This window comes from Stenotrophomonas sp. IS26, assembly GCF_054188265.1.
The window spans coordinates 121,651-145,995 of the sequence record NZ_JBSZJV010000011.1 but is presented as its reverse complement, the minus strand read 5'-3'; the positions used below and the strand labels follow the sequence as shown (position 1 = coordinate 145,995).

General features: G+C 67.2%; 19 protein-coding genes. 12 read left to right on the top strand and 7 right to left on the bottom strand.

Features of this window, described 5'->3' with window-relative positions; all coding sequences use genetic code 11:
• Window positions 1-9: 9 nt before the first annotated feature.
• Entirely contained in the window at window positions 10-318 is a 309-nt protein-coding gene (locus ACW6W5_RS11770; RefSeq protein ID WP_070474300.1) for an NHLP-related RiPP peptide, read from the bottom strand.
• A 112-nt stretch (window positions 319-430) separates the two neighbouring features.
• On the opposite strand from ACW6W5_RS11770, the gene ACW6W5_RS11765 reads away from it, so the two are divergent.
• Complete coding sequence (locus tag ACW6W5_RS11765) at window positions 431-1,699, top strand: putative peptide maturation dehydrogenase (RefSeq protein ID WP_310793649.1); 1,269 nt, start codon at window positions 431-433, stop codon at window positions 1,697-1,699.
• Window position 1,700: 1 nt separating this feature from the next.
• Here ACW6W5_RS11765 and ACW6W5_RS11760 read toward each other — a convergent pair whose 3' ends face one another.
• Genes ACW6W5_RS11760 through ACW6W5_RS11750 form a run of 3 tightly spaced genes read right to left on the bottom strand, consistent with a single transcriptional unit; the run spans window position 1,701 to window position 6,523 of the window.
• Complete coding sequence (locus tag ACW6W5_RS11760; protein ID WP_152154432.1) at window positions 1,701-3,683, bottom strand: acetyl/propionyl/methylcrotonyl-CoA carboxylase subunit alpha; 1,983 nt, start codon at window positions 3,681-3,683, stop codon at window positions 1,701-1,703.
• 55 nt (window positions 3,684-3,738) lie between these two features.
• Window positions 3,739-5,349, bottom strand: coding sequence for a carboxyl transferase domain-containing protein (locus ACW6W5_RS11755; protein WP_152154434.1), 1,611 nt, complete (start codon window positions 5,347-5,349; stop codon window positions 3,739-3,741).
• 10 nt (window positions 5,350-5,359) lie between these two features.
• Window positions 5,360-6,523 (bottom strand): isovaleryl-CoA dehydrogenase, encoded by a 1,164-nt coding sequence (locus ACW6W5_RS11750; protein ID WP_102788830.1) that lies wholly within the window; start codon window positions 6,521-6,523, stop codon window positions 5,360-5,362.
• Window positions 6,524-6,669: 146 nt separating this feature from the next.
• Between ACW6W5_RS11750 and ACW6W5_RS11745 the strand changes: the two genes are divergently transcribed.
• The 3 genes from ACW6W5_RS11745 to ACW6W5_RS11735 all read left to right on the top strand — a co-directional run bounded on the left by ACW6W5_RS11745 (window position 6,670) and on the right by ACW6W5_RS11735 (window position 9,448).
• Window positions 6,670-7,275 (top strand): TetR/AcrR family transcriptional regulator, encoded by a 606-nt coding sequence (locus tag ACW6W5_RS11745; RefSeq protein WP_121044348.1) that lies wholly within the window; start codon window positions 6,670-6,672, stop codon window positions 7,273-7,275.
• 114 nt (window positions 7,276-7,389) lie between these two features.
• The gene (locus ACW6W5_RS11740; RefSeq protein WP_046272290.1) at window positions 7,390-7,908 is read left to right on the top strand and encodes a c-type cytochrome; all 519 of its coding nucleotides are present in this window, start codon (window positions 7,390-7,392) and stop codon (window positions 7,906-7,908) included.
• Between the two features lie 94 nt (window positions 7,909-8,002).
• Window positions 8,003-9,448: an ExeM/NucH family extracellular endonuclease gene (locus ACW6W5_RS11735; protein WP_152154436.1), complete on the top strand. Its 1,446-nt coding sequence runs from the start codon at window positions 8,003-8,005 to the stop codon at window positions 9,446-9,448.
• A 61-nt stretch (window positions 9,449-9,509) separates the two neighbouring features.
• Here the strand turns inward: ACW6W5_RS11735 and ACW6W5_RS11730 are convergent, their stop codons facing one another.
• Window positions 9,510-10,376, bottom strand: coding sequence for an EamA family transporter (locus tag ACW6W5_RS11730; RefSeq protein WP_152154438.1), 867 nt, complete (start codon window positions 10,374-10,376; stop codon window positions 9,510-9,512).
• Window positions 10,377-10,432: 56 nt separating this feature from the next.
• Between ACW6W5_RS11730 and ACW6W5_RS11725 the strand changes: the two genes are divergently transcribed.
• Window positions 10,433-11,119 (top strand): alpha/beta hydrolase, encoded by a 687-nt coding sequence (locus tag ACW6W5_RS11725; RefSeq protein ID WP_121044340.1) that lies wholly within the window; start codon window positions 10,433-10,435, stop codon window positions 11,117-11,119.
• Entirely contained in the window at window positions 11,116-12,216 is a 1,101-nt protein-coding gene (gene zapE, locus ACW6W5_RS11720; protein WP_121044337.1) for a cell division protein ZapE, read from the top strand. Before ACW6W5_RS11725 ends, zapE begins: the two co-directional genes overlap by 4 nt.
• Before the next feature lie 24 nt (window positions 12,217-12,240).
• On the opposite strand, the gene ACW6W5_RS11715 is transcribed toward zapE, so the two are convergent.
• On the bottom strand, window positions 12,241-13,062 hold the full coding sequence (locus ACW6W5_RS11715; protein WP_226956723.1) for a DUF2884 family protein: 822 nt from the start codon (window positions 13,060-13,062) through the stop codon (window positions 12,241-12,243).
• Between the two features lie 579 nt (window positions 13,063-13,641).
• On the opposite strand from ACW6W5_RS11715, the gene ACW6W5_RS11710 reads away from it, so the two are divergent.
• The 5 genes from ACW6W5_RS11710 to ACW6W5_RS11690 all read left to right on the top strand — a co-directional run bounded on the left by ACW6W5_RS11710 (window position 13,642) and on the right by ACW6W5_RS11690 (window position 20,438).
• The gene (locus tag ACW6W5_RS11710) at window positions 13,642-16,026 is read left to right on the top strand and encodes a ribonucleoside-diphosphate reductase subunit alpha (RefSeq protein ID WP_121044335.1); all 2,385 of its coding nucleotides are present in this window, start codon (window positions 13,642-13,644) and stop codon (window positions 16,024-16,026) included.
• 110 nt (window positions 16,027-16,136) lie between these two features.
• Window positions 16,137-17,156 carry a ribonucleotide-diphosphate reductase subunit beta gene (locus ACW6W5_RS11705; protein WP_121044332.1) on the top strand — a complete coding sequence of 340 codons (1,020 nt, stop codon included), beginning with the start codon at window positions 16,137-16,139 and terminating at the stop codon, window positions 17,154-17,156.
• Window positions 17,157-17,952: 796 nt separating this feature from the next.
• Window positions 17,953-18,366, top strand: a complete 414-nt coding sequence (locus tag ACW6W5_RS11700) for an acyl-CoA thioesterase (RefSeq protein WP_019184839.1) — start codon at window positions 17,953-17,955, stop codon at window positions 18,364-18,366.
• A gap of 46 nt (window positions 18,367-18,412) precedes the next feature.
• On the top strand, window positions 18,413-19,231 hold the full coding sequence (locus ACW6W5_RS11695; RefSeq protein ID WP_152154440.1) for an NAD-dependent protein deacetylase: 819 nt from the start codon (window positions 18,413-18,415) through the stop codon (window positions 19,229-19,231).
• Between the two features lie 58 nt (window positions 19,232-19,289).
• A complete protein-coding gene (locus ACW6W5_RS11690; protein ID WP_458233645.1) occupies window positions 19,290-20,438 on the top strand; it encodes an NADH:flavin oxidoreductase/NADH oxidase in 1,149 nt (382 codons plus the stop codon).
• Window positions 20,439-20,489: 51 nt separating this feature from the next.
• Here ACW6W5_RS11690 and ACW6W5_RS11685 read toward each other — a convergent pair whose 3' ends face one another.
• Window positions 20,490-21,422 (bottom strand): LysR substrate-binding domain-containing protein, encoded by a 933-nt coding sequence (locus tag ACW6W5_RS11685; RefSeq protein WP_193222806.1) that lies wholly within the window; start codon window positions 21,420-21,422, stop codon window positions 20,490-20,492.
• A 224-nt stretch (window positions 21,423-21,646) separates the two neighbouring features.
• Between ACW6W5_RS11685 and aceE the strand changes: the two genes are divergently transcribed.
• Entirely contained in the window at window positions 21,647-24,319 is a 2,673-nt protein-coding gene (gene aceE / locus ACW6W5_RS11680; RefSeq protein ID WP_152152955.1) for a pyruvate dehydrogenase (acetyl-transferring), homodimeric type, read from the top strand.
• Window positions 24,320-24,345: the final 26 nt, after the last annotated feature.

The following is a 24,345-nucleotide window of genomic DNA, read 5'->3' as shown; positions in this document are numbered from 1 at the left end:
CGCCAGACCTCAGGGCTGCGGCTTGCGCTGCAGTTGTGAGTCGATGTCACCGCTGACGAAACAGTGCGGAAAGCTGAAGGAGCTGGTGGCGGTCAGGTGGGCAAGCAGGCGCGTGCGAGCGGCCTGGAATTCCTCCTTGCTGGCCAGCGGACCGCCTGATTCGCAGTCGCACGATGCCGCGCCCGCCTCGGCGCTGATGGTCGCCAGCGCGGCAGCGGGATCGGCCTGGAACAGGGTACGGAACGCATCGTCGCTGCTGAGCAGATCCAGCAGCTGTACGGCATCGTTGGAGGAAAGCGGCGGAGAAGTGCTGGTCATGTGGGATGTCTCGGAGATAGCGGAGGGAAGGAGGAGGCGTACGCGCAGGCCGGGGTGTGACGTTACAGCCGCGATCGATAGCGGCCGGCGCGTGAAGCGCTTGAGTCGCCCGATGATCATCGGCCTTCATCTTTGGCGATCCCGGCCGACACACTGGAACACGCGATGCTTCCCTTTCTGGCTGCCCATGCACGATACCCTCCACCTGCGCCGATGCCGCACCCTCTACCTCGAGCCCCGACAGCAGACCTCCTTCGATCTGCGCGCGCTGGTATCCGGTGGTACGGGCATGACCCTGCGCAGTGTCTGGACGGCGCTGGCACCGCACCTGCCGGCGCCGGTCGAGCTCAATGAGTCACAGGTGCTGCTGCTGGGACGTCTCGACCCGGAGCGATGGGAGCCACGGCCCGCCGGGGAAGATGACAGCGATCTGCGCTACCTGCTGGCGCATGGGCTGGTCCAGGCACAGGGAGCAGATCGCGACGCGTTGGCTGAACGTGAAGCGCAGCTGCGGCAGGTGCCGTGGTGGGGACCTGCCGCGATGCTCCATTGGCAGGGCCGCTGGCAGGGCCAGGACAGCGTGAAAGCCCTGGAATCGGCGGGACTGCACACAGCGGCGGGGCTGCGTGCACACCTTGGGCCGCCACCGCCCGCGTTGGCTCCCCACGCAGGAGAACCTCGCCGCCTGCCACGCCAGCCCGAGGAAGCGTTCGACCGCAGCCTGCGCGAGCGCAGCACCTGCCGCAACTTCGATACGGCGCAGCCACTGCCGCTGGCCGAGCTATCACGACTGCTGCAGCGCACCCTGGCTGAAACAGGACGGCAGGTGGTCGAAGAAGACGCGGTGTTTCTCAAAAAGAACGTACCGTCCGCCGGGGGCCTGCATCCCACCGAAGCGTATCTGCTGGTGCAGCATGTCGAGGGCCTCCAGGCGGGTCTGTATCACTACGATCCTGCCTCGCACGGCGTGTCCGCCCTGCCTTCCGATGCGCGGTCCATGGCAGAGCTGGCGGTGTTGTTCACCGCCGGCCAACACTGGTTTGCCGATGCGCCGGTGCTGATCGTGCTGGCCCCCCGGTTCGCGCGCACCTACTGGAAGTACCGCCACCATCCCAAGGCCTACCGCGCGGTGATCCTGGATGTTGGCCACATCTCGCAGCTGCTGCTGACCTGCGCGACCGAACAGGGCCTGGGGGCCTTTGTTACGGCCGCGATCAACGAACAGGATATCGAGCAGGTGCTCGGCATGGATCCCATGCAGCTCAGCCCGCTCGCCGTGTGTGGCGTAGGCTGGCGGGCACAGCAGATGTCGACCTCTGAGTTCGACCCCGGCGGCCAGGTGTGGACGCCGGTACTCACTGCCGAGCCGCCAACCGGGTGACTCACCCCGCCTCGAAATCCACCAGCACGGCCCCATCACCCACCTGATCCCCGGCTTTGACCCGGTAACCCTGCACGGTGCCATCGGCCGGTGCCTGCAGCGTGTGCTCCATCTTCATCGCTTCCAGCACCAGCAGCGGCGCGCCGCGTTTGACCGCCGTGCCCGGTGACACGAGTGTGGCCACGATACGGCCCGGCATCGGCGCGACCAGGCTGCCGGCATCGGCGACGGACTGGTCCGCTTCGCTGACCGGATCATGCAGGGTGAAGCGCTGCACGCCCTCGCTGCCGAACAGGTACAGCTCATTGCCGTCGCGGATGACGGTGGCGCGATGCAGCTGCTCGCCGATCTGCACGCGCAGCGCATCACCGGCCAGGCGGCCGCTGCCCTGCAGCGCGTTGCCATCCATGTGGACGGTCCACTGTCCGCCCGCGCCCTGCACGGCCACGCTGCGCTGTGCACCCCGGTGCTCCAGCGTCAGCGCGCGTGCGGCGGCCGCACCAAGGCGCCAGCCATCCTGGGCCTGCCACGGCGAGTGCGGGTCACGCGCATCACGGCTGGCGGCTTCGCTGGTGGCCACGCCGGCAATCGCGGCCAGCGCCCACAGCGCCGGATCACTGTCGTCGTCGTTGGGGGCCAGTGCGGCCTGCTCGCGCTCGATCAGCGCGGTGTCCAGCTTGGCCTGGGTAAACGAATCGGTCATCACCAGCCGGCGCAGGAAGGCGGCATTGGTGGTCACGCCGACCACTTCGCACTCGGCCAGCGCCTGCTGCATGCGGCGCAGCGCGGCGTCGCGGTCGACATCCCAGACGATCAGCTTGGCGATCATCGGGTCGTAGAACGGGGTGATCGCATCGCCCTGCTCGACACCGGCATCCACGCGCACGTGCGCGGTGTTGGCCGGCAGGCGCAGGTGGCGCAGGGTGCCGGTGGAGGGCAGGAAACCGCGGTCGGCGTCTTCGGCGTACAGGCGGGCTTCCAGTGCGTGCCCGCGGATCTGCAGTTGATCCTGCTGCAGCGGCAGCGGTTCACCGCTGGCCACGCGCAGCTGCCATTCCACCAGGTCGGTGCCGGTGATGCACTCGGTGACCGGGTGCTCCACCTGCAGGCGGGTGTTCATTTCCATGAAGTAGAAATCGCCATCCGGGCCGGCGATGAACTCCACCGTGCCCGCGCCGACGTAGTTGACCGCGCGCGCGGCATCGACGGCCGCCTTGCCCATCGCGGCGCGGCGCTCGGGCGTCATGCCGGGCGCAGGCGCTTCTTCGAGCACCTTCTGATGGCGGCGCTGCACCGAGCAGTCGCGCTCGAACAGGTACACCACGTTGCCGTGGCTGTCGCCGAACACCTGGATCTCGATGTGGCGCGGACGCTCCACATACTTCTCGACCAGCACGTGTGCGTTGCCGAACGCGGACTGCGCTTCACGCTGGCAGCTGGCCAGCGCCTCGGTGAAGGTCGCGCTGTCATCCACGCGGCGCATGCCCTTGCCACCGCCGCCGGCGCTGGCCTTGATCAACACCGGGTAGCCGATGCTGTCGGCCTGCTTGCGCAGGAACTCGGGGATCTGCTCGTCGCCGTGGTAGCCCGGGGTCAGCGGCACGCCGGCCTGCTGCATCAGCGCCTTGGCCGCGCTCTTGTCGCCCATCGCGCGGATTGCCGCCGCAGAGGGGCCGATGAACACGATGCCGGCCTCGGCGCAGGCCTGCGCGAAACCGGCATTCTCCGAGAGGAAGCCGTAGCCGGGATGGATCGCCTGCGCGCCGGTGCGGCGGGCGGCCTCCAGGATGGCATCGCCGCGCAGGTAGCTCTCGCGCGCCGGCGCCGGGCCGATCGCGATGGCCTCGTCGGCCAGGCGCACGTGGCGCGCGTTGCGGTCGGCGTCGGAGTACACCGCCACGGTGGCGATGCCCAGGCGTTGGCAGGTAGCGATGACGCGGCAGGCGATTTCGCCACGGTTGGCGATCAGGATCTTGGTGAACATGGTGGTCTCGTTGCGCGGGCCAAGGGCGGCGGTGCCAGGCGGCACCGCCCGTGCATTACATGCGGAACACGCCGAAGTCGGTCTTCTTCGCCGGGGCGTTGAGGCTGGCCGACAGCGCCAGGCCCAGCACACGACGGGTGTCGGCCGGATCGATCACGCCGTCATCCCAGAGGCGGGCGCTGGCGTAGTACGGGTGGCCCTGCGATTCGAACTGCGCGCGGATCGGCGACTTGAAGCCGTCTTCTTCCTCGGCCGACCACTGCCCGCCCTTGGCTTCGATGCCATCGCGTTTGACCGTGGCCAGCACGCTGGCGGCCTGCTCGCCGCCCATCACGCCGATGCGCGCGTTCGGCCACATCCACAGGAAGTTGGGTGAGTAGGCGCGGCCGCACATGCCGTAGTTGCCGGCACCGAACGAGCCGCCGATCACCACGGTGAACTTGGGCACCTTGGCGCAGGCCACGGCCATGACCAGCTTGGCCCCGTCCTTGGCGATGCCGCCGTGCTCGTACTTGCGGCCAACCATGAAGCCGGTGATGTTCTGCAGGAACACCAGCGGAATGCCGCGCTGCGTGCACAGTTCGATGAAGTGCGCGCCCTTCAGCGCGGACTCGGAGAACAGGATGCCGTTGTTGGCGATGATGCCCACCGGGTAGCCGTGCAGGTGCGCGAAGCCGGTGACCAGGGTGTTGCCGTAGCGCGGCTTGAACTCATCAAAGCGCGAATCGTCGACCAGGCGCAGGATCACTTCGCGCACGTCGTAGGGCTTGCGCGTGTCGGCCGGGATCACGCCATACAGCTCGTGGGCCGGATGCCGCGGTTCCACCGGGGCCTGCACCGCCAGCGCCGGCTCGGGCTTGCGCCAGTTGAGCTGGGCGATGATCGCGCGGACCCGGCCCAGCGCCTGCAGGTCGTTGTCGGCCATGTGGTCGGCCACGCCGGAGATGCGCGTGTGCACATCGGCACCGCCCAGTTCTTCGGCGGTGACCACTTCACCGGTGGCCGCTTTCACCAGCGGCGGGCCGCCGAGGAAGATGGTGCCCTGCTCGCGCACGATCACCGTTTCATCGCTCATCGCCGGCACGTAGGCGCCACCGGCGGTGCAGCTGCCCATCACGCAGGCGATCTGCGGGATGCCCTGCGCGGACAGGTTGGCCTGGTTGTAGAAAATCCGGCCGAAATGGTCGCGGTCCGGGAACACCTCATCCTGCAACGGCAGGAACGCACCGCCCGAATCCACCAGGTAGATGCAGGGCAGGCGGTTCTGTTCGGCCACTTCCTGCGCGCGCAGGTGCTTCTTGACCGTCATCGGGTAGTAGGTGCCACCCTTGACCGTGGCATCGTTGGCCACGATCACGCATTCCACGCCCGAGACCCGGCCGATGCCGGCAACCACGCCGGCGCTGGGGATCGGGTCGCCATACATGCCGTGCGCGGCCAGCGGGGCGATTTCCAGGAACGCGCTGCCCGGGTCGAGCAGGGCATCGATGCGGTCGCGCACCAGCAGCTTGCCGCGTGCGGTGTGCTTGGCGCGCGCTGCTTCGCTGCCGCCCAGCGCGGTCTGCGCCAGGGTGGCGCGCAGGTCATCGACCACCGCCTGCAGCGCGGCGCGGTTGGCCTCGAAGGTGTCGCTGCCCGGTTGCAGCTGGGTGCTCAATACGGTCATGGCAGGGCCCTTACTTGGTGCGCTGGAACAGTTCGCGGCCGATCAGCATGCGGCGGATCTCCGAGGTGCCGGCGCCGATTTCATACAGCTTGGCATCGCGCCACAACCGTCCGGTCGGGTACTCGTTGATATAGCCGTTGCCGCCCAGGATCTGGATCGCCTGGCCGGTCAGCCAGGTGGCCTTCTCGGCCGAATACAGGATCGCGCCGGCTGCGTCCTGGCGCGTGGTGCGGCCCTGGTCGCAGGCGCGTGCCACCGCGTAGACATAGGCACGGCAGGCGTTGAGGCCCACATACATGTCGGCCAGCTTGGCCTGGATCAGCTGGAAGGTGCCGATCGCCTCGCCGAACTGCTTGCGCTCGTGCACGTACGGCATCACCACATCCATCGCGGCCGCCATCAGCCCGAGCGGGCCGCCGGAAAGCACCACGCGCTCATAGTCCAGACCGGACATCAGCACCTTGACGCCACCGCCGACCACGCCAAGCACGTTGGCTTCGGGCACTTCGCAATCCTGGAAGACCAGCTCGCAGGTGTTGGAGCCGCGCATGCCGAGCTTGTCCAGCTTCTGCGCCGTGGAGAAGCCCTTCATGCCCTTTTCGATCAGGAACGCGGTGATGCCCTTGGCGCCGCCATCCGGATCGGTCTTGGCATAGACCACCAGCACATCGGCATCCGGGCCGTTGGTGATCCACATCTTGTTGCCGTTGAGCACGTAGTGATCACCGCGCTTGTCCGCGCGCAGCTTCATCGACACCACGTCCGAGCCGGCGCCCGGTTCGCTCATCGCCAGCGCGCCGACCAGCTCGCCGCTGCACAGGCCGGGCAGGTAGCGCTTTTTCTGCTCTTCGTTGCCGTTCTTGCGCAGCTGGTTCACGCACAGGTTCGAGTGCGCACCGTAGGACAACGCGATGGCACCGGAGGCGCGCGAGATCTCTTCCATCGCCACCACATGCGCGAGGTAGCCCATGCCGCTGCCGCCGTATTCCTCTTCCACGGTCAGGCCGAGCAGACCCTGCTCGCCGAGCTTGCGCCACAGCGCATTGGGGAACAGATTCTCTTCGTCGGCCTGGGCCGCCAGCGGCGCGATTTCAGCGGAGGCAAAATGGGCCACGCTCTGGCGCAGCAGGTCGATCTCTTCGCCGAGATCGAAGTTCATGGTCGGGACGTGCATGGGCGACTCCGCAACAACAAGGGATGGGACGCGCCGGGAGGGATGGACGGGCTGACAGGGCCGTCCCGCGGGCGATGTACCCCCAGCGTAGCCGGGTTCGACAAAGAAGTGAACACAAATTCAAAAATTGAACATAGAATCAACAAATGGCCTATAAACGCTCCGCCCTGATGGAAGAACGCCTTGCCGGCGCCCGTGAACGCATCCTGCTGGCGACCCGTGTGCTGGTGGCGGCCGGCGGCTACCGCAACGCCCCGGTGACCGCTGTGGCGGCCGAAGCCGGGGTCTCCACCGGCCTGATCTACCGGCACTTCCCCTCCAAGGCCGAACTGTTCGTGGAGGTGCTCACCGCCGCCGTCGAGCACGAGCTGCGCATCTTCGAGGCGATCGCGGCCGAGCCGCTGCCCGCGCCGGAGCGCCTGCGCCGGGCGATCACCGCCTTCGTGCGGCGCGCGCTGGCCGGGCCCGGGCTGGCCTATGCCTTCATCGCCGAGCCGGTGGATCCGGAAGTGGAGGCCGAGCGCATCCGTTGCCGCCGTCTGTTCGGCGATGTGTTCCGGCGCATCGTCGCCGATGGCGTGGAGGCAGGCACCTTCCCGCCGCAGGACACCCATGTCGCAGCGGCCTGCATCGTGGGGGCGTTCACCGAGGCGCTGGTCGGCCCGACCGCACTGAGCCGCGACGCGCACGGCGATGAAGATGCGCTGGTCGAGTCGATCTGTGTTTTCTGCCTGCGTGCCGCTGGCGCCTGAGCCGCGCCGATGCTGCATTGCGACACCCGGCGGTCGCTTGCGCAGCGCCGCCGACGCTGGTCATACTCGGCCGACAAGCCGTGGTCCAACGACTACCAGCCAGGGGTATAGAGAGTGCGGAATTACGACCTCGAGTTCCTGAAACGCTTCTCCATGGTCATCGCGCTGCTGATGGCCATCACACTCGGCCTCATCATCTTCGCGGCCTACCTGCATACCAGCATCCCCCCTGAAGTCTCGCCGATGGCGGCCAAACGCACGGAACAGCGCATCGCGCCGGCCGGTGCGGTGTACGCCGGCAGCACCGGTGCCGCCGCCCAGGCTGCGGCCCAGGCCGCCGCGCTGGTCAAAGCCGCCTCGCAGGTCGCCTACGGTGGCACCACCGACGGCAAGGTGATCTACGACAACCTCTGCACGGCCTGCCATACCAATGGCGTCGGCAAGGCGCCGACGCTGGATCACGGGCATTGGGATGCGCGCATCGCCCAGGGCAAGGACACGCTCTACAAGCATGCGGTGGAGGGCTATACCGGCCCGGACGGTGGCATCATGCCGCCCAAGGGCGGGAATCCGGCGCTGACCGAGGAGCAGATCCATGCCACGGTCGATTGGATGCTGGCCAACCTGAAATAACGGCTTTGCCGGATCAGGTCACCGACGCCGCCGAAGGGCGGCGTTTCACTTTATATGGTTAGCCTTGTCGCACTTCCCTGGAGTCCTGCTTCCGATGCGCCGTACCCCCCTCGTGTTCGCTCTCGCGCTGGCCCTGTCCGGCGCGGTCCATGCCGCCCAGCCGCAGCCCGCCACCTCGCCGCAGGTGCGTCCGGCGCCGACCACGTCGGCCACGGTCACCCTGACCGCGCCGCCCACCGACTGGCGCACGCTGGACGGCCAGCAGGTCCGCATCGCCGCGCCGCTGACCCTGGCCGGCACCGATGGCCTGTCGCGCTTTGGGGAGTTGACCGTGGCCTTCGGTGGTCGCCTGTGGCAGCCGAGCGAAGTGGCCGCACCCGGCAGCCCGGAGCACGCCCGTGAGGTGGCCGACAACCTGCGTCGCCGGCTGGTGCTCGACGATGGCAGCGACGCCCGGGATCCCGGCCCGGTGGCCTACCTGCCGGCGGCCGCGAACCTGCGCACCGGCATGGTCCTGCGCAATATCGAAGGCATCGTCCGCGTCGATGCCAAGGGCAACACCCGCCTGCAGGTGACCCGCCCGCTGAACCTGCCGGCGCTGCAGCGCCCGGCCGTACCGGTGGTGGCCGGGGCCCTGCATGTGGCCGCGTTCAACCTGGAGAACTTCTTCAATGGCGACGGCCAGGGCGGCGGTTACCCGACCCTGCGTGGCGCCCGGACGCTGGCCGAACATCACGCGCAGAAAGCCAAGCTGGTCGCCACCATCAACGCGCTCGGCGCCGATGTCGCGGCGCTGATGGAACTGGAGAACGATGGTTACGGCCCGCAGTCGGCGATCGCCCAGCTGGTCGATGCGCTCAATGCTGACCGGGGCCAGGGTGCCGACTGGCGCTTCATCGACGCGAAGCAGGGGCCGGGTGACAACCCGATCCGGGTCGGCATCATCTACCGTGCCACGCGCGTGACCCCGGTCGGCGCCCCCGCCGTGCTGGAGAAGGAGCCCTTCGGCGAGCGCAGCCGCGTGCCGCTGGCGCAGGCCTTCCGCGCGGGCAAGGGCGCGCCGTTCGTGGTCGTGGCCAATCACTTCAAATCCAAGGGCTGCTCGGACGCGACCGGCGCCGATGCCGATCAGAAGGACGGCCAGGCCTGCTGGAATGCCACCCGGGTCGCCTCGGCCACGCTGCTGGACCAGTGGCTGGCGACCGACCCCACCGGTGCGGGTACCCGCGATGCGGTGCTGCTGGGCGACTTCAACGCCTACGCGATGGAAGACCCGATCCGCACCCTGCACGCGGCCGGCTGGCGGGATGCGTTCGCAGTGGCCAAGGTCGAACACCCTTACAGCTATGTCTACAACGGCATGACCGGCCGGCTGGACCATGCGCTGTTGAGCCCGGGCATGGCCAAGCGCCTGCGTGCGGCGGCGGAGTGGCACATCAATGCCGATGAAGCTGACGATGTGGGCTACCGCGACCGCAACGAAGCGGGCCCGTGGCGCAGCTCGGACCATGATCCGCTGTTGCTGGGGTTTGATCGCTGATCCCGGTCACCGTCGCGTTGCCTTGGTAGTGCCGGCCGCTGGCCGGCACCGCATCAGTCGGTTACCACGTGCCCCACGCGATCAACCCGATCGCCGCCACGGCCAACCCGAGGCCCACCCGGTTCCACACACTGGTGCGCTCGCCGAAACCGAGGATGCCCACCAGCGCGCCCAGCACCACCACGCCGATGTTCATGCCGGCGAACACCACCGCCGGGCTGTCCGGCAGATGCTGGTGGGCGCGCACGTAGAACAGGATGTTGCCGAAGTTGAGCAGGCCGAGCAGGGCGCCGCCGACCCCGTTGCGCCACTGCAGGCGGGCGATCCCGCGCAGGTGGCGCCATAGCTGCAGGATGAGCATCAGCACGAAGGCCAGGCTGAAGCTGACCAGAAGCGCCGCCATCGAGGGCGTACCCGACAACGCCACCTTCTTGAGCAGGATGTCGACCAGGGCGTAGCCCACCCACACCGCCAGCAGCCACGGCCAGGCCCGCCCACCGGAGGGCTCGGCCGCCCCGGCGCGCGGGCGCACGCTGATCCCCAGGATCGCCAGCAGGCCCAGCCCCAGGCCGGCCAGCTTCCAGCCGTTGGCGCTCTCGCCGAACACCAGGAACGCAGCCAGCAGCGAAAGCAGCAGCGACAATCGCTGGGCCACATCGCTGCGCACGATCCCGGCACGGGTCACTGCGCGGGCCATCATCAGGAAGATCGCCGGCAACGCCACGGCCAGGCAGAGCAGGGCGGCCCACGGCGCGTGCGGGGTCTGCAGCGAGGCCAGCGAGGGCTGCAGCAGCACCGCGCTGAGCACGCTGGCGACCAGGTAATTCCAGGTCACCACCTGCGGCATGTCCAGCCGCTGGCGCGGCGCCAGCTTCAGCAGGACCGACACCAGCACGCTGCAGAGAACGCTGAAAACCAGATAGTGCATGTACGGATCCGGCGGGGGCGGCGGTGAAGCACGCGGAGGGACGGTATTATGACGCCATGCACAATCCCCCATTTCCCCAAGAAAGCGGTGCGCTGACGCTGGACGGACCGGTCGGTCCGCTGGATGTCGTGGTTGATCTGCCCGAGGCCGATGTCGCGGTGCAGCCGGTGGTGGCGATCGTCTGCCACCCCCTGTCCACCGAGGGCGGCAGCATGCACAACAAGGTGGTGACCATGGCCGCGCGCTCGTTGCGCGACCTGGGCATCGCCACCGTGCGCTTCAACTTCCGCAGCGTCGGCGATTCGGCCGGCAGCTTCGACAACGGCGTGGGCGAGCAGGACGACCTCAAGGCCGTTGCCGCCTGGGTCCGTGCACAGCGGCCGGGCCAGGACCTGTGGCTGGCCGGTTTCAGCTTTGGTGCGTACGTCTCGTTGCGCGCCGCGGGCGACCTTCAGCCGACCACGCTGATCTCGATCGCGCCGCCCGCCGGGCGCTGGGACTTCGAGGGCATGCAGCCCCCGGCCCAGTGGCTGGTGATCCAGGGCGAGGAAGACGAGATCGTCGATCCGCAGGCGGTCTATGACTGGCTGGACGGCCTGGACGCACCGCACGAACTGGTGCGCATGCCCGATACCAGCCATTTCTTCCACCGCAAGATCGTCGACCTGCGCGGCGCGCTCATCCATGGCGTCAAGCAGTGGCTGCCCAACGGCGCCTCCGACGCGGCCCCCGACGCAGCATGAGCGAGACCGTGATGACCCCGTCGCAGCGCTACGCCGATGGCGTGGCCCGGGGCGAATGGCAGAACGACCCGGCCCAGCACGCCGCCCTGGCCGAGCTGGACCGCATCCATCTGGCGCTGGTCGACAGCGCGCAGGACGGCTGGCTGGATCGCCTCTCCGCATTCTGGAAGAAGCCCGAGCCGGTCAAGGGCCTGTATTTCTGGGGCGGGGTGGGGCGCGGCAAGACCTTCCTGGTCGATCTGTTCTATGACGGCCTGCCGATCGAGCAGAAGTACCGCACCCATTTCCACCGTTTCATGCGTGGCATCCACGAGCGCCTGCGCGAGCACCAGGGGCAAAGCGATCCGCTGGCGAAGATCGCCCAGGAGTGGCGCAGCAAACTGCGCGTGCTGGTGCTGGACGAGTTCTTCGTCACCGACATCGGTGATGCAATGCTGCTGGCGCGCCTGCTCGAGCGCATGTTCGCCGAGGGTGTGACCCTGGTGACCACCTCCAATACCGCCGTGGAAAACCTGTACCTCAACGGCCTGCAGCGCGACAGCTTCATGCCCGCGATCGGGCTGCTGCAGACCTACTGCGTGGAGCTGTACGCCGAAGGCACCGAGGACTACCGCATGCGCGCGCTGACCCGCTCGCCGGTGTACCAGTCCCCGATCGATGCCGGCAGCGATGCCTGGCTGGCCGGCCGCTGGGCCGAGCTCAGCGGTGGGCAGCCGGCCAAGGCGGGCAACATCGAGATCGAGGCGCGCAAGATTCCGGTGCGCGGCCGCGGCAAGAGCATCGTCTGGTTCGATTTCAAGGCGCTGTGCGAAGGCCCGCGTGGCCCCTCGGATTACATCGAGATCGCGCACGAGTTCAACACCGTGCTGCTCGGGGACATCCCGCACTTCGACACACTCAACGAAGATGCCGCGCGCCGCTTCGTCAACCTGATCGACGAGCTGTACGACCGCCACGTCAACCTGGTCTGCACCGCGACCGATTCACCGGTCGGGCTGTATTCGGGCATCCGCCTGCAGGGCGCGTTCGAACGTACCGCCTCGCGCCTGATCGAAATGCAGAGCGCCGAGTACCTGGGCACCCCGCACCGCGCGTAGCTCCGCGCCATGCGTGGATGCTCTCTACAACGGCGGCAACACCAACGCATCTCCGCGCGGCAGTTCGTGCGCGATCGGCACCGCTGCGTCCTCGTCGCGGTCCATCACCATCATCGCCAGCGGCTTGCCCTGGTAGCGCACCTCCAGCGACTGCTGGATCGCATCCAGCGCCAGCACCTGCGTGCACAGCGACTGGGCCTGCGCCTCCAGCGCCTGCCCGCGCGCCTCCATGCGGCGCTCCAGGTCGGCCTCCATCTGCTCGGCGCGGGCCTCGATCCGGTCCGAGCCGCCGGTCAGCATCGTCCACATCACGCCGCGGGCCAGCGAGGCCGACATCGACTCGGCGGCCTGCTCGATGCGCGCCTCGAACTGCTCGCCGAACAGATCCTGCTCCCAGATCCCGCGGCCAAGGGTACGGCCGACGTACGCGTGGGCATCCTTGCGCAGCCCGTCCACCTCGCGCGCCCTGCGGCGGCTGCCGGTCATGATTTCCACCGTGGCGCCCAGCGCATCGAAGGCGATGTCCGTGGCCTCGCCGGCCACTCCGGCCACGGCAGGCACCAGCTGGCGGGTGCCCCATTCGAGCTGGCGCAGGCGCTGGGCGTCGGCGTCGCTGACCGGGATCGGCTGGCGATCGATGTTCAGCTCGCCATCGTGGAAGAAGATCTCCGCCGGCACCTGCTCGCGGTTGCGCAGCCAGATCCCGCCGCTGTCCACCAGCACGTTGTAGGGCGTGCTCACCCCGCACTGGCGTGAGGAAAGCGCTGGCGCCTTGGTCCCGCCGGCAGCGGCAGCACCGGCCACGGTCAGGCCCAACATCAGACAGCCGGTCAGGGGCAGGCGCATGGTCGCGTTCATATATAAGGAGGCGTATCAGAGCGTGGCACCCCGCAGCCACCCCGGCGCGGGTCGGAAGTCACCCTGACCGGCGGTCATTCGTTAGGCCGGTGTGAGGCCCGCTGTTCCGTTTTTCGCGACCCTGCGTCGCATCCGGCATCGACGTTTTGGCCTTGACTGCGCACTCGCTTTCGACGGGTCCAGACCGTTCGTCGGACGCCCTTCAGGCCCGGTCCTTGCGCCGCAAGGGATTGGAGAAATTCACTACATTTGGCGTTGACGACACCTGGTACCCCCACTATCTTGTGGCCGTCGGTACCGCCGACCACAAGTCGACGGGAGTATTGCCTTCACGCCGATGGCCTGAAGACCTACTGACAACCGCACGAAGTACAGCGTGTGGTGCCGGTCGCAGGATTCTCCGGGGGGAGAGGACCGGTGACGCAGGGGAACCGCCCGCAGGCTTGCCTGCCCGGGTCGCGGCTCCTGCGACGCCGATAGTCCACCCTGAGCATCTCTGCATCGGTTCCGGCGCCTGCCAGGCAGACCCCGCTGTACCACCCCAAATCACGCCAAGAGGAAAACGCCGTGAGCACCGAAACCAGCGCAGCTATCGATAAGGAAAGCGAATTCCTGCTGACCTCGCCGCCCACGGCGACCGCCATGAGCGTGACCAAGCGCAATGGCACGACCGAACTGGTGGACCTGAACAAGATCGTGCGCGCTGTACAGCGCTGCTGCGAAGGTCTGCATGCGGTGGATCCGATGCGCGTTGCGACCCGCACCATCTCCGGCCTGTACAACGGCGCGACCACCCAGGAGCTGGACGAACTGTCCATCCGCACCTCGGCGCTGCTGATCGGTGAAGAGCCCGAATACGGCCGCCTCGCTGCGCGCCTGCTGGCCAACTTCATCGCCAAGGAAGTGTCCGGCCAGGAAATCCATGCGTTCTCGCAGTCGGTCGGCCGCGGCCACGAAGTGGGCCTGATCAACGCGCGCCTGCTGGAATTCGTGCAGGTCAACGCCCGCAAGCTCAACGACGCGATCGATCCGTCGCTGGACCTGCATTTCGATTACTTCGGCCTGCGTACCCTGTACGACCGTTACCTGCTGCGTCATCCGCACACCCGCAAGGTGATCGAGACCCCGCAGCAGTTCTTCCTGCGCATCGCCAGCGCGCTGAGCGAAGACGTGCCGGAAACCCTCGCGCTGTACAAGCGCATGGGCAACCTGGATTACCTGCCGTCCAGCCCGACCCTGTTCAACTCCGGCACCACGCACGAGCAGCTGTCCTCGTGCTTCCTGCTGGATTCGCCGCAGGATTCGCTGGAGTCGATCTACGCCAAGTACGGCGATATCGCCCAGCTCTCCAAGTTCAGCGGCGGCATCGGCGTCAGCTACAGCCGCGTGCGTTCGCGTGGTTCGCTGATCAAGTCGACCAACGGCCATTCCAACGGCATCGTGCCGTGGCTGAAGACCATGGATTCGTCCGTGGCGGCGGTGAACCAGGGTGGCAAGCGCAAGGGCGCGGCCTGTGTGTACCTGGAAACCTGGCACGCCGATATCGAGGACTTCCTCGAACTGCGTGACAACACCGGCGACGAATCGCGCCGTGCGCACAACCTGAATCTGGCCAACTGGATCCCCGACCTGTTCATGCAGCGCGTCGAGGCCGACCAGGAATGGTCGCTGTTCGATCCGAGCGTGGTGCCCGAGTTCACCGATCTGTTCGGCGAAGCCTTCGAACAGGCTTACCTGCAGGCCGAAGCCCAGGGCAAGGCCCAGCGCACCATCTCCGCACGCAAGCTGTACTCGCGGATGATGCGTACCCTGGCCGAGACCGGCAACGGCTGGATGACGTTCAAGGACAAGTGCAACCGCGCCAGCAACCAGACGCTGCGCCCGGGCAACGTGATCCACCTGTCCAACCTGTGCACCGAAATCCTGGAAATCACCTCGGCCGAAGAGACCGCGGTGTGCAACCTGGGCTCGATCAACCTGGGCAATCATTTCGACGGCCACGGCGAGTTCGATTTCGACAAGCTGGCCGACACCGTGCGCCTGGCCGTGCGTCAGCTCGACCGCGTGATCGACCTGAACTTCTACCCGATCGAAACCGCCCGCCGCGGCAACCTGCGCTGGCGCCCGGTCGGCCTGGGCTGCATGGGCCTGCAGGACGTGTTCTTCCGCAAGCGTCTGGCCTTTGACAGTGCCGAAGCCCGCGCGCTGTCCAAGCAGATCGCCGAAACGATCTACTTCCACGCGCTGGAAACCTCGTGCGAGCTGGCCCAGGAACGCGGCAAGCACCCGTCCTTCGCCGACACCCGTGCGGCCAGCGGCGAGCTGCAGTTCGATGCCTGGAACGTGGTGCCCGAAGACACCGCACGTTGGGATGCCCTGCGTGAGCGCATCAAGGAACACGGCCTGCGCAACTCGCTGCTGATCGCGATCGCCCCGACCGCGACCATCGCCTCGATCGCCGGTTGCTACGAGTGCGTCGAGCCGCAGGTGTCCAACCTGTTCAAGCGCGAAACGCTGTCCGGCGACTTCCTGCAGGTCAACCGTTACCTGGTGAACGAGCTGAAGAAGCTCGGCCACTGGACCCCGGAAATGCGCGACGCGATCAAGCTGGCCGAAGGCTCGATCCAGGGCATCACCCAGATCCCGGAAACGCTGCGCCACATCTACCGCACCGCTTGGGAACTGCCGATGCGTTCGCTGATCGACATGGCCGCCGACCGCGGCGCGTTCATCGACCAGTCCGCCTCGCTCAACCTGTTCATGGAAAGCCCGAACATCGGCGCGATGTCCTCCATGTACATGTACGCCTGGAAGCAGGGCATCAAGACCACGTACTACCTGCGTTCGCGCCCGGCGACCAAGATCGCCAAGACGACCGTCAGCAGCTACACCCCGGTCGAAGCCGTCGCCTGCTCGCTGGAAAACCCGGAAAGCTGCGAGGCGTGCCAGTAAACAAGGCGTGCCGGCCCACCCGGCCGGCACCGCCGGGTGCACGGACGGAAAATCACACATTCGGTAGCTACCGACCGTTGGTCGGTAGTCGCCAAGAAGGACGAAACACCATGGCCGACAAGCCTGCTCAAATGCTGCTCGATCCAGGTTTTGAACTGACGTTGCGCCCGATGCGCTACCCGCAGTTCTATGACATGTATCGCAATGCGATCAAGAACACCTGGACGGTCGAGGAAATCAATTTCCAGATCGACATCAGTGACCTGCACGGCAAGATGTCGCCGGGCGAGCGCCACCTGATCCACCGTCTGGTCGCGTTTTTCGCCACCGGCGATTCGATCGTGTCCAACAATCTGGTGCTGAACCTGTATCAGCATCTGAATGCGCCGGAAGCGCGCATGTACCTGTCGCGCCAGCTGTACGAAGAAGCGCTGCACGTGCAGTTCTACCTGACCCTGCTGGACAACTACCTGCCGGATCCGGACGAGCGCGCCAAGGCGTTCGACGCGGTGGAGAACATCGATTCGATCAAGAAGAAGGCGGACTTCTGCTTCAAGTGGATCGATTCGATCCAGAACCTGAAGCGCATCGAGACCCGTGATGAGCGTCGCCAGTTCCTGCTCAACCAGATCTGCTTCGCGGCATGCATCGAGGGCCTGTTCTTCTTCGCGGCCTTCGCCTACGTGTACTACTTCCGTTCGCGCGGCCTGCTCAACGGTCTGGCCTCGGGCACCAACTGGGTGTTCCGCGACGAGAGCGCGCACATGGAGTTCGCCTTCGAGTGCGTGGATGTGATCCGCGAGGAAGAGCCGGACCTGTTCGACGATGCGATGAAGCAGGAGGTCTACGACATGCTGGCCGATGCGATCGAGTGCGAAGTGCAGTTCGCCGAGGACGTGCTGTCGGGCGGTGTGGCGGGCATTTCGACGCGTGACATGCGCCAGTATCTGCAGCATTGCGCGGACAATCATTTCCATCGCCTGGGCATGGAGAAGAAGTACAACGTGCGCAATCCGCTGAGCTTCATGGAGCTGCAGGATGTGCAGGAGTTGACCAACTTCTTCGAGCGTCGTTCGTCGGCCTACCAGGTGGGCGTGAAGGGCGAAGTGTCGTTCGACATGTCGTTCTGATCTGACGCTCACGTCGTGATGTCGAAAAGCCCCGGCCTTGTTCCGGGGCTTTTTCGTTTCCCGCTTTACTCGCTGAAGCGATGAAGCGATGAAGCGATTAAGCGATGAAGCGATTAAGCGATGAAGCGATTAAGCGATGAAGCGATGAAGCGATGAAGCGATGAAGCGATGAAGCATTGAAGCAAGAGCGTTGGCGTCCGGATGCTGCGAGTGGAAGTGACCCGGGCAGGCGAATGCTGGACCCGCCGTGAACACGTCCGTGTGGGCTCGTGGGCCGCATCCATGCGGCCCCAACGGTCCTGCATTCGCCTGCCCGGGTCACTTCTCACGGATCTCCCAGTGCGGTTGGAAAGGCACTTTGCTTCTGATGGCTTCTACTGTCGTGGCATGCCTTCCTATCACACGTTGGGTAGAGCCGAGCCATGCTCGGCTGCTCTTCCTTCCCCACACCACGTCGCGTAAGCATCCGCTGGAACTGCTCTCCCCACCGCGCAACGACACACTATCCAGAGGAGGTCGGGGGCCCATTTGCAGGACCATTAAGCGGCATGGATGCCGCTTACGAGCCTACATGGGTGAGAACGCATTGCCTGCGAGGTATTGCCTCGCATGCGTTCGAACGCACAGCCGCCGGCGGCTGGGCCGGGCCGCGGAGCGGGATTTACGGCGCGTCCCGCAAAGGGGCCCCCGACCTCCTCGAACCGATAGAGATAAAGGCGCCAAGAACGCCCTACGCGACCAACCCTCCCCCTGTCGTATCATCCGCGCCACCCCACACACATTCCCGGCCCCCGCCATGACCCCCATCCCTGAAACCATCCCGCCCATCGAAGTCCGCATGGCCGAGATCGTGTTCCCCAACCACACCAATCACCTGGGCACCCTGTTCGGTGGCCAGGCACTGGCATGGATGGACAAGGCGGCGTTCCTGGCCGCCGCCCGCTACTCCCGCCGTACCGTGGTCACCGCGCGCTCGGACCAGGTCGATTTCAAGCTGCCGATCCGCATCGGCCAGATGGTGGAGACCGTCGGCCGCATCGTTGAAGTGGGCCGCAGCTCGATGAAGGTGGAGGTTGAACTGATCGCCGAAGACCTCCACACCGGTGAGCGCAAGCTGTGTACGCGCGGGCACTTCGTGATGATCGCGCTGGATGCCGATGGCCATCCGACCAGCGTCCCGTCGCTGCCGGGTGACATCCCGGGCCCGTAAGCGGCCAGCGATTGCCTCTCTGTCCCTGCGCCCCCATCTGCTGATCATGAGCACACCTCTCGCCGAGTTCATCGACCGCGCCCAGCGCCTGTTCGTGCTGACCGGCGCAGGCTGCAGCACCGATTCGGGCATCCCGGATTACCGCGATGCCGATGGGCAGTGGAAGCGGACGCCGCCGGTCACCTACCAGGCCTTCATGGGCGAGCTGGCCACCCGCCAGCGTTATTGGGCGCGCAGCCTGCTGGGCTGGCCCCGGTTCGGGTGGGCCCAGCCGAACGGCACGCATGCCGCGCTCGCCGCGCTGGAAGCCCGGGGGCAGGTCGAGCTGCTGCTCACTCAGAATGTGGACCGGCTGCATCAGCGGGCGGGCAGCGAGGCGGTGATCGATCTGCATGGGCGGCTGGACCAGGTGCGCTGCATGGGCTGTGAAGCACGCACTCCGCGCGAGGCGTTCCAGCACCGGCTGCTGGCGCTCAACCCGGACTGGGAGCATCTGGAGGCCGCACAGGCGCCCGATGGCGATGCCGATCTGGAGATGGATTTCTCCGCCTTCCAGGTGCCGGCCTGCCCGGGCTGCGGCGGCGTGCTCAAGCCGGATGTGGTGTTCTTCGGTGAAAGCGTGCCGCGCGAGCGGGTCGCCACCGTCCACGACCATCTGCAGCGGGCCGATGCGGTGCTGGTGGTCGGCTCCTCGCTGATGGTCTATTCCGGGTTCCGCTTCGTGCAGGCGGCCGCGCAGGCCGGGGTGCCGATCGCTGCGCTCAACCGCGGCCTCACCCGTGCCGACGCGCTGCTGAGCCTGAAAGTCGACCAATCCTGCGCCGAGGCGCTGGCCTTCCTGCTGCCGGGAACCGCCGCCGCCTGAGCCGCTACGAAACACTGATCCACTGGCACGGTTGCCTCCGCCGCCGCACAGGAGTGCAATGGCGCCCGGTTACATTTCCTCTTCCCGAGTTCCCCCCTTGAGCCAGCTCTTCTCCTCCATCCCCTTCGGCCCGCTGACCCTGCCCAACCGCATCGTGATCGCGCCGATGTGCCAGTACTCCTGCGTCGACGGCCTTGCCAACGACTGGCACCGCATCCATCTCGGGCAGCTCTCGCAGTCCGGCGCCGGCCTGCTGATCCTGGAAGCCACCGCCGTGCTGCCGGAAGGCCGCATCAGCTGGGCCGATCTGGGCCTGTGGGATGACGCCACCGAAGCCGCGCTGGCCTCGGTCGTGGCCTCGGTCAAGCAGTGGTCGCCGATGCCGCTGGGCGTGCAGCTGGGTCACGCTGGCCGCAAGGCCTCGGTCAACAAGCCGTGGGAAGGTGGCGGTGCGATGGACCCATCCGATCCGCGTGCCTGGCCCACAGTCGCGCCGTCTGCGCTGCCGTTCGCCAAGACCGATCCGACGCCGACCGAACTGGACCTGGCCGGTATCGATGCGGTGGTCGAAGCCTTCGCGGCTGCGGCTCGTCGCGCCGAACGCGTCGGCATGGACCTGATCGAACTGCACGCCGCGCACGGGTACCTGCTGCACCAGTTCCTGTCGCCGCTGAGCAATCGCCGCGAGGACGACTACGGTGGCTCGCTGGAGAACCGCATGCGCCTGCTGGTGCGCGTGTTCGACGCCGTGCGCGAGGCCGTCTCCGATCGCATCGCGGTGGGTGTGCGCATCTCCGCCAGCGACTGGGTGGCCGGCGGCTGGGATATCGAGCAGACCACGACCCTGGCGCATGTGCTGGACGCGCGCGGCTGCCAGTTCCTGCATGTCTCCAGCGGTGGCAACGACCCGCGCCAGCAGATACCGCTGTCGCCGGGCTACCAGGTGCCGTTCGCGCAGGCGATCAAGGCGCACAAGCTGCGCATGCCGGTCATCGCGGTGGGCCTGATCACCGAGCCCTCGCAGGCCGAATCGATCCTGCGCCATGGTCATGCCGATGCGATCGCGCTGGCCCGCGGCATCCTCTACGACCCGCGCTGGCCGTGGCATGCCGCCGCGGCACTGGGCGATTCGGTGGCTCCGGCACCGCAGTACCTGCGCTGCGAACCGCGCGAAGCCCGCGGTGTGTTCATCGCGCCGGAACGCTGACACGCGGAAGGGAGTGCCGGCCGCTGGCCGGCATCCCGGGTGAGCCTGCCCTCAGCCGGCATCCACCCGCCACGCCGGCGGCAGCCCCTCGATGATGTGCTGCATCAGCGCCCGCACCTTCGGGGTCAGATCGCGGCGATCGCTGACGCACAGGAACAACCGCATCGGTTCCGGTGAGGCCTGGGTGCTCTGCGCATCGCCGGGTTCGAACAGCGCCTGCAGCTCGCCGCGCGCGAGATAGGGCGCGGCCACGAATGCCGCCAGCCGGGTGATGCCGCCGCCGGCCACCGCCATCTCGGCCAGCGCGTCGATGTCGTCGCTGACCAGCGCCGGGGCCACCTCGGCATCGAAGCGCATGCCGTCGCGTACGAAGCCCCAAGGCAGATAGCGCCCATCCAGCGGGTAGCGCAGCAGCAGGCAACGATGCTCGCGCAGCGCCTCCGGTGTGAGCGGGATGCCGGCCCGCGCGAGATACGACGGTGCCGCGCAGAACACGAACGGCACCTGCGCGATCGGCCGGGCCACCAGGCCTTCCTCCAGCTGCGGTTCGATCCGGATGCTCACGTCCACGTCTTCGTGCGCGTGGTCGACGCTGCGGTCGGTGAGCAGCAGCTCGATCGCCAGGCGGCGGAAGCGGGCCTGCAGCGCGGGCAGCAACGGGGCCAGCGCGTGCCGGCCGAACGCGGTGCTGCTGGCGATCCGCAGCCGCCCTTCAGGCGTGGCATCGAGGTCGGTCACGGCGGCCTGGGCGCGCTGCAGGTCGCGCTCGATGTGGCGCACCTGGGCCAGGTACAGCGCACCGCGCTCGGTCAGGGCCAGGGTACGGGTGGTGCGGTTGAGCAGGCGCACACCCAGATGCGCCTCCAGCCGGGCGATGTTCTGCCCGACCGCCGCCGGGCTGACCCCCAGCGTGCGCGCGGCCGCGGCCAGGCTGCCGGCGTCGGCGGTCCGGATGAAGCTGCGGATTGACTGGAGAATGTTCATGCTGGCCGCCATTCTCGCGCTCCATTGGAAAGAATTTCTTTATAAAGCGCCAAGCCCATCCGGTCTACCCGCCCCGGCGGCGGCTGCTTATCGTGCCTGTCCCGCAATCGCCAGGTTGCCCGCTCGCCCGGCTCTGTTGCCCGGGCGACGCCGCGTCCGCGCTGTGCCGCCCCCGCTGCCGTCGCGTCCTGCGCACGGCCTGGCCGCCTTCCCCGGAGATGCACATGAACCCAGCGCTCGCCCCCCTCGATACCGACCCGCAGGAAACCCAGGAATGGCGTGAGTCGCTGGAGGCGGTCATCCATGCCGCCGGCCGGCCGCGCGCGCATTACCTGATGGACCAGTTGACCGAGCTGGACACGGCCCGCCATGGGGATCTGCATGGCCGCGTCTGGACGGCGTATACCAACACCATTCCGGTCGAGCGCCAGCCCGCCTACCCGGGCGATCTCGGCATCGAGCGCCGCCTCAACGCGATGATCCGCTGGAACGCGATGGTCATGGTGCTGCGCGCCGGCAAGCACTCCAACGTGGGCGGCCACATCGCCACCTACCAGTCCGCGGCGGTGCTGTACGACGTCGGCTTCGATCACTTCTTCCGTGGCCGTACCGGCACCTTCGATGGCGACATGATCTACATCCAGGGCCATTCGGCGCCCGGCATCTACGGCCGCGCGTTCGTCGAAGGCCGCATCGCACCGGAACGCATGGACAACTTCCGCCGCGAATCCGATCGCGAGGGTCTGTCTTCGTATCCGCACCCGCGCCTGATGCCGGACTTCTGGCAGTTCCCCACCGTCTCGATGGGGCTGGGCCCGCTCACCGCCGCCTACCAGGCGCGCTACATGCGCTACCTGGAATACCGCGGGCTGAAGGAGCACCAGGGCCGCAAGGTCTGGGCGTTCCTCGGCGATGGCGAAATGGACCAGCCCGAATCGCTGGCCGCGATCTCGGTGGCCGGCCGCGAGCGCCTGGACAACCTGGTGTTCGTGGTGAACTGCAATCTGCAGCGGCTGGATGGCCCGGTGCGCGGCAACGCCAAGGTGATCCAGGAACTGGAAGGCACCTTCCGCGCCGCCGGCTGGAATGTCATCAAGGTGATCTGGGGCGGCGGCTGGGACGCGCTGCTGGCCAAGGACCGCACCGGCCTGCTGCGCCAGCGCATGATGGAATGCGTGGATGGCGACTACCAGACCTTCAAGTCGCAGAACGGTGCCTACGTGCGCGAGCATTTCTTCGGCAGGTATCCCGAACTGCTGGCGCTGGTCGCGGACCTGAGCGATGACGAGATCTGGGCGCTCGCCCGCGGCGGTCACGATCCGCAGAAGGTGTACGCCGCCTACGCGCAGGCCGTCGCCGGCAATGGTCGCCCGAGCGTGATCCTGGCCAAGACGGTCAAGGGGTTCGGCATGGGCGAGGCCGGTGAAGGGCAGAACATCAATCACCAGCTCAAGAAGATGAGCGCCGATGCCGTGCGTGCGTTCCGTGACCGGTTCGATCTGCCGGTCAGCGACGACCAGCTGGAAGACATGCCGTACCTGCGCCCCGCGCCGGGCAGTGCCGAGGCGCGCTATTTCGCGCAGCGTCGCCAGGCCCAGGGCGGCCAGCTGCCCGCGCGGGTGACCCACGTCGATCCGTTGCCAGTGCCGGCGTTGTCGGCGTTCGCCACCCAGTTGCAGGGCAGTGGCGAACGTGGCCAGTCCACCACGATGGGCTTCGTGCGCATCCTCACCACGCTGCTCAAGGACCCCGAACTGGGCAAGCTGATCATTCCCATCGTGCCCGATGAATCACGCACGTTCGGCATGGAAGGCCTGTTCCGCCAGATCGGCATCCACTCCTACCTCGGCCAGTTGTACACCCCGCAGGACGCCGGCCAGCTGAGCTATTACAAGGAAGCCAAGGACGGCCAGATCCTGCAGGAGGGCATCAACGAATCCGGCGCGATCTGCTCGTGGATCGCCGCCGGTACCGCGTACAGCAACCACGGCCTGGCCACGATTCCGTTCTACATCTTCTATTCGATGTTCGGCCTGCAGCGCGTTGGCGACCTGGCCTGGGCGGCTGCCGATGCACGTACCCGCGGCTTCCTGCTCGGCGCCACGTCCGGCCGCACCACGCTGATGGGCGAGGGCCTGCAGCACGACGACGGCCACAGCCACGTGCTGTCCTCGGTGATCCCCAGCTGTGTGTCCTATGACCCGACCTACAACTTTGAACTCGCGGTGATCATCCAGGACGGCCTGCGCCGGATGTACGTGGACCAGGAAGATATCTACTACTACATCACCGTGCTCAACGAGGCCTATCCGCACCCGGCACTGCCCGAAGGCAGCGAAGCAGGCATCCTCAAGGGCCTGTACCTGCTGCATCCCGCTGCCGCCGACAGCGACCCGGCGCTGCGCGTGCAGCTGATGGGCAGTGGCGCGATCCTGCGCGAGGTGGAAGCCGCGGCCACGCTGCTGCAGCAGGACTTCGGCATCGCCAGCGATGTGTGGAGCGCCACCAGCCTCACCGAACTGCGCCGTGATGGCCTGGCGGCAGAGCGCTGGAACCTGCTGCATCCCGTGGAGGAACCGCGGGTGCCGTATGTGCAGCAATGCCTGGCCGCGCACCCGGGCCCGGTGATCGTGGCCACCGACTACATGAAGATCGTCGGCGACCAGATCCGCCCCTTCATCGACGGCCGTCGCTTCACCGCCCTGGGCACGGATGGCTTCGGCCGCTCGGATACGCGCGAGTCATTGCGTACATTCTTTGAAGTGGACCGCCACTTCATCGTGCTCGCCGCGCTCAAGTCGCTGGCCGACGAGGGCCGGATCGAACGGGCCCAGCTGCAGGTGGCGATCGACCGCTATGGCATCGATGTGGAGAAGGTGGATCCGGTGTCGGTGTAGTCGCGGGGCCCGCTGCCCTTGGTTGC

Coding starts and splice junctions, on each gene's coding strand:
- ACW6W5_RS11770 (WP_070474300.1), bottom strand. CDS start 318: ATGACCAGCACTTCTCCGCCGCTTTCCTCCAACGATGCCGTACAGCTG.
- ACW6W5_RS11765 (WP_310793649.1), top strand. CDS start 431: ATGATCATCGGCCTTCATCTTTGGCGATCCCGGCCGACACACTGGAAC.
- ACW6W5_RS11760 (WP_152154432.1), bottom strand. CDS start 3,683: ATGTTCACCAAGATCCTGATCGCCAACCGTGGCGAAATCGCCTGCCGC.
- ACW6W5_RS11755 (WP_152154434.1), bottom strand. CDS start 5,349: ATGACCGTATTGAGCACCCAGCTGCAACCGGGCAGCGACACCTTCGAG.
- ACW6W5_RS11750 (WP_102788830.1), bottom strand. CDS start 6,523: ATGCACGTCCCGACCATGAACTTCGATCTCGGCGAAGAGATCGACCTG.
- ACW6W5_RS11745 (WP_121044348.1), top strand. CDS start 6,670: ATGGCCTATAAACGCTCCGCCCTGATGGAAGAACGCCTTGCCGGCGCC.
- ACW6W5_RS11735 (WP_152154436.1), top strand. CDS start 8,003: ATGCGCCGTACCCCCCTCGTGTTCGCTCTCGCGCTGGCCCTGTCCGGC.
- ACW6W5_RS11730 (WP_152154438.1), bottom strand. CDS start 10,376: ATGCACTATCTGGTTTTCAGCGTTCTCTGCAGCGTGCTGGTGTCGGTC.
- ACW6W5_RS11725 (WP_121044340.1), top strand. CDS start 10,433: ATGCACAATCCCCCATTTCCCCAAGAAAGCGGTGCGCTGACGCTGGAC.
- zapE (WP_121044337.1), top strand. CDS start 11,116: ATGAGCGAGACCGTGATGACCCCGTCGCAGCGCTACGCCGATGGCGTG.
- ACW6W5_RS11715 (WP_226956723.1), bottom strand. CDS start 13,062: ATGCGCCTGCCCCTGACCGGCTGTCTGATGTTGGGCCTGACCGTGGCC.
- ACW6W5_RS11705 (WP_121044332.1), top strand. CDS start 16,137: ATGGCCGACAAGCCTGCTCAAATGCTGCTCGATCCAGGTTTTGAACTG.
- ACW6W5_RS11700 (WP_019184839.1), top strand. CDS start 17,953: ATGACCCCCATCCCTGAAACCATCCCGCCCATCGAAGTCCGCATGGCC.
- ACW6W5_RS11695 (WP_152154440.1), top strand. CDS start 18,413: ATGAGCACACCTCTCGCCGAGTTCATCGACCGCGCCCAGCGCCTGTTC.
- ACW6W5_RS11690 (WP_458233645.1), top strand. CDS start 19,290: ATGGCGCCCGGTTACATTTCCTCTTCCCGAGTTCCCCCCTTGAGCCAG.
- ACW6W5_RS11685 (WP_193222806.1), bottom strand. CDS start 21,422: ATGAACATTCTCCAGTCAATCCGCAGCTTCATCCGGACCGCCGACGCC.
- aceE (WP_152152955.1), top strand. CDS start 21,647: ATGAACCCAGCGCTCGCCCCCCTCGATACCGACCCGCAGGAAACCCAG.